The sequence below is a fragment of the Streptomyces sp. MBT65 genome (assembly GCF_016612545.1).
Classification (GTDB): domain Bacteria; phylum Actinomycetota; class Actinomycetes; order Streptomycetales; family Streptomycetaceae; genus Streptomyces.
On sequence record NZ_JAENRY010000499.1, the window covers coordinates 1 to 3,837 of the forward strand.

5 protein-coding genes are annotated in these 3,837 nt (G+C 69.4%); 2 read left to right on the top strand and 3 right to left on the bottom strand.

Features of this window, described 5'->3' with window-relative positions; translation table 11 throughout:
- Window positions 1–27: 27 nt before the first annotated feature.
- Complete coding sequence (locus JHN63_RS49100; RefSeq protein WP_234478864.1) at window positions 28–681, top strand: dual specificity protein phosphatase family protein; 654 nt, start codon at window positions 28–30, stop codon at window positions 679–681.
- Between the two features lie 37 nt (window positions 682–718).
- On the opposite strand, the gene JHN63_RS49105 is transcribed toward JHN63_RS49100, so the two are convergent.
- From JHN63_RS49105 to JHN63_RS49115, 3 genes are all read right to left on the bottom strand, one after another.
- A complete protein-coding gene (locus tag JHN63_RS49105; protein WP_200691628.1) occupies window positions 719–1,522 on the bottom strand; it encodes an SAM-dependent methyltransferase in 804 nt (267 codons plus the stop codon).
- Window positions 1,523–1,674: 152 nt separating this feature from the next.
- The gene (locus JHN63_RS49110) at window positions 1,675–1,929 is read right to left on the bottom strand and encodes a DUF397 domain-containing protein (protein WP_019060458.1); all 255 of its coding nucleotides are present in this window, start codon (window positions 1,927–1,929) and stop codon (window positions 1,675–1,677) included.
- Window positions 1,930–2,790 (bottom strand): helix-turn-helix transcriptional regulator, encoded by an 861-nt coding sequence (locus JHN63_RS49115; RefSeq protein WP_200691629.1) that lies wholly within the window; start codon window positions 2,788–2,790, stop codon window positions 1,930–1,932.
- Window positions 2,791–3,157: 367 nt separating this feature from the next.
- Here JHN63_RS49115 and JHN63_RS49120 point away from each other — a divergent pair.
- Window positions 3,158–3,837, top strand: a 680-nt coding sequence (locus JHN63_RS49120; RefSeq protein WP_200691630.1) for an ATP-binding protein, incomplete at its 3' end; no start/stop codon positions are given.

The following is a 3,837-nucleotide window of genomic DNA, read 5'->3' on the forward strand; positions in this document are numbered from 1 at the left end:
CCCCAACTCGCCCCGCCCGCACGCCGATTGCCCAGACGCGCGATGAGGCTGCTCCTCGCCGTCACCCTCGGCTATGTCGCCCTGTGGGCCACCGGCGCGCTGGGCATCCTCGCGTTGTCGTCCTGGGCGCGCGCGGAGACGCCGCCACCGCCGGGGACCCGTACCGTGCAGGGCATCCACCACTTCCAACCCGTCGGTACCGAGGGGCAGTTGTGGCGAGGTGCCGCGCCCTCCCCCGCCGGCTACCGGGAGTTGACCCGCCTCGGCTTCACCACGGTGGTGGATCTGCGGGCCGAGGACCTGACGACGGCGCAGCTCGCGGAACCGCGCAAGGCCGGGCTGGACGTCGTACGACTGCCCATTCGTGACGGGCAGACGCCGACTTCCGCGCAGGTGGGGCGGTTTCTGGAGGTCGTCGCGGCGGCGGCCGGGCCGGTGTTCGTGCACTGCGGTGCGGGGGTGGGCCGTACGGGGACGATGGCGGCGGCGTATCTCGTACGGACCGGAAAGGAATCGTCGGTGTCGGCGGTCCGGCGGAATCTCGCCGTCGGACCGCCGTCGATCGAGCAGATCTACTACGCGCTGACCCTCGGCCCGGGCCGGCCGGAGCAACCGCCGTTGCCGGTGGTCGCCGTCAGCCGGCTGGTGGACGCGCCACGACGCATGCTGTCGTGGTTCTGACACCGGACGAAGCGAACGCACCAGGCACGCGGGGCTGTCAGGGCTTGCGGCCCACCGCCCCGTACCCCGGAATCACCCCGTCCTCCTGCCCCGGCACCGGATCGCCCGGCTCCGGATGCCACCGGTCGACCATCGTCACGCCCGGCTCTACGAGGTCGAGGCCGGCGAAGAAGCGGGCGAAGCCGGTGCGGGAGCGGAGGGCCAGGGTGATGCCCGCCGCCGTGAGCTTCTCGACCGCCGCCGTCGACTCCTCCGGGGTGGAGTCGGCGGCGGCGTGGGTCATCATCAGGTAGCTGCCGCTGGGGAGTTGGGACAGCAGGCCGTCGACCAGCTCGTGCGCGCCGTCCTCGTCGGGGACGAAGTGCAGCAGCGCGACGAGGGACAGGGCGACGGGCCGACTGAGGTCGAGAACCTCCCGAGCGCCCTCGATGATCGTGTCCGGCTCCCGCACGTCGGCCCGCAGATACGCGGTCGCCCCTTCGGGTGTGCCGCGCAGCAGGGGCGCCGCGTGGGCCGGCACGACCGGGTCGTTGTCGCAGTAGACGACCCGGGCGTCGGGCGCGATGCCCTGCGCGACCTGGTGCAGGTTCGGCTCGGTCGGGATGCCGCTGCCGATGTCCAGGAACTGCCGTACGCCGCGCTCGGTGAGCCGGCGCGTGGCCCGGTGCATGAACGCGCGGTTGACACGTGCCATGACCGGCACCCTCGGGTCGAGGGCGAGCATCTGGCGGCCCATCTCCTGGTCGACGGGGTAGTTGTCCTTGCCGCCGAGGTACCAGTCGTACATGCGGGCGGGGTGGGGCCTGCTGGTGTCGATGTCTTCGGTGGGCCGCACGGTCATCACGTGCTCCATAAGGGTGTGCAGCAACAGGTGATCAAGTCAGTGCCAAATTAAGGAGGTTCGGGAAGTAATTAAGGATGTCGGGGAGGTTGGGAGGGTTGGGAAGGTTCGGGAGGGAGAAAGCATTCAGCACAGGTCTGGTGGAGGTCCGGTCAGGAGAGCAGGAAATCCGCCTCGCCCGCTTTCGCCCCCTCGATGAAGGCCGTCATCTCGTCGGTCGTGTAGATCAGGGCCGGCCCGTCCGGGTCGGTGGACTGACGGACGGCGATCCGGCCGTCGGCGAGCTTCATCGCCTCCAGGCAGTTGCCGCCGTTGCCGCCGCTCCACGGCTTGTGCCAGCCTTCGCTTCCCAAGTCCCGCGCGGGCATGCCGTTGTAGACGCTCATACGCGGCTTGATGCGATCCATTCACAGCTCCTTGCGGAGATCCTTGAGGATCTCCTTCGTGCGATGTGCCGTAGCGGCCTGCGCCGCCATGCGGTCCATGACCTCGAGATGGGTCGCCACCTCTTCGCGCGCGTCCAGATAGACGGCGCCGGTCAGGTACTCGCTGTAGACCATGTCCGGCAGTTCCGACATGGCAAATCGGAACAGCACGAAGGGCCCGTACGTGCCCGGGTGCGGCCCCGAGGAGAACGGGGCGACCTGCAGGGTCACGTTGGGCAGCTTCGTGGCGTCGAGCAGCTTGTCGATCTGCTCACGCATCACCTCCGGGCCGCCGACCGGGCGGCGCAGGGCGGTCTCGTCCATGACGACCCAGACGCGGGGCGCGTCGGGACGGGTCAGCAGATCCTGGCGCTGCATGCGCAGCGCCACATGGCGCTCGATGTCGTCGGGGTCGGTCTGGCCGATGGCGCCCGACTTCAGCACGCCGCGCGCGTAGTCCTCGGTCTGCATCAGCCCGGGCACGAAGTGCGGTTCGTACGACCGGATGAGCGCGGCCGCGCCCTCCAGGCTGACGTGCATCGAGAACCAGCCGGGCAGGATGTCGTGGAAGCGCTGCCACCAGCCGGGCCGGTTGGCCTCCTCGGCGAGCTGGACGAAGGCCTCGGCCTCCTCGTCGGAGACGCCGTAGGACTTCAGGAGGAGCTGGAGGTAGGGGATCTTGAGAGAGACCTCCGCCATCTCCATCCGGCGGACCGTGGCGGGCGCGACGCGCAGGACGCGGGCGGCCTCCTCGCGCTTGAGCCCCGCGCGTTCCCGCAGGTCCAGCAGGCGCCGGCCGAGGACGACCTGGCCGACCGTCGGTGCGGACCGCGGCTCGCTCACGCTCCACCTCCACGATTGAGTAATTGAGTCCCGACAGCTGAGTGAGTGCTGGGTACGGCTGGTGACGCGTACGGCTGAGTGACGAGTACTGCTGGTGACGAGTACTGCTGAGTGACGAGTTGAGTACGGACAGCGTGTGCGTCCGTACAACCCGGCAGAAGCGTTCTCACGACCCGGCGAACCGAATCCTGACAGCCCTACGGCGCCATTCGAAGACTCATTCGAAGATCGGGACAGACCTCCGGAGATCCCAACTGGCGCCGCGCGACTTTCTGTTGCGAGCAGTGTGCCACGACCGTGCAGAGCGTCATACGGCACTCTGCATTTTTCATAGTGACACTTGCCAAGTGTTCACGGCGGGGCGATAGTGGCAAGCGTGATTCCGTCCGCGCCCTTAGGAACAGACGCCGCCGCAGGCCGCCTCGGTCTCGGTGCCGCCGCGGGAGCCGTCCCTGGTGGGGCCGCTGCCGAGCGCCGGTTCCGGTTCGAGCTGGCCGCCCATCCAGGTTCCCCGGCCCAGGCAAGACGCCTGACGCGGGCCCGGCTGTCCGGCTGGTCCGTCTGCGAGGACACCTGCGACACGGCGGTTCTGATCGTCTCCGAGCTGGTCACCAACGCGATCGTGCACACCGCGAGCAGCCACATAGTCTGCGAGCTGCACGATGGCGACGACCTGGTGCGGATAGCCGTCCGTGACGAGGGCTGCGCCCCCGGTGAACCTCATCCGTCCCCGCAGCGGCCCGATGAGGAGCACGGGAGGGGACTGCTTCTCATCGACGGGCTGTGCCGGGCCTGGGGCGCTCAGGAACACGGTCCTGGCCTGATCGTCTGGGCCGACCTGCCACGGCAGGCGGACCCGGCGCAAGGCCACCACCCGGCCCCCGGCCACGACAGTTCCGTACCGCGCAACGACCTGGGGTGGGGCGCACGACCCAAGCCGGGTACGTCGGGCGGTTCGGGCGACGAGGACGAGGCGACGGCACACTTCGGGGCCTTCGAGGATCTGGGCGTATTTCCGGGGCGGGGGCATGGGGGTGCCTCCGGCAG

What these genes read in the sequence shown, in the direction of transcription:
- JHN63_RS49105 (WP_200691628.1), bottom strand. Translation starts at nt 1,522, where the DNA reads ATGACCGTGCGGCCCACCGAAGACATCGACACCAGCAGGCCCCACCCC.
- JHN63_RS49110 (WP_019060458.1), bottom strand. Translation starts at nt 1,929, where the DNA reads ATGGATCGCATCAAGCCGCGTATGAGCGTCTACAACGGCATGCCCGCG.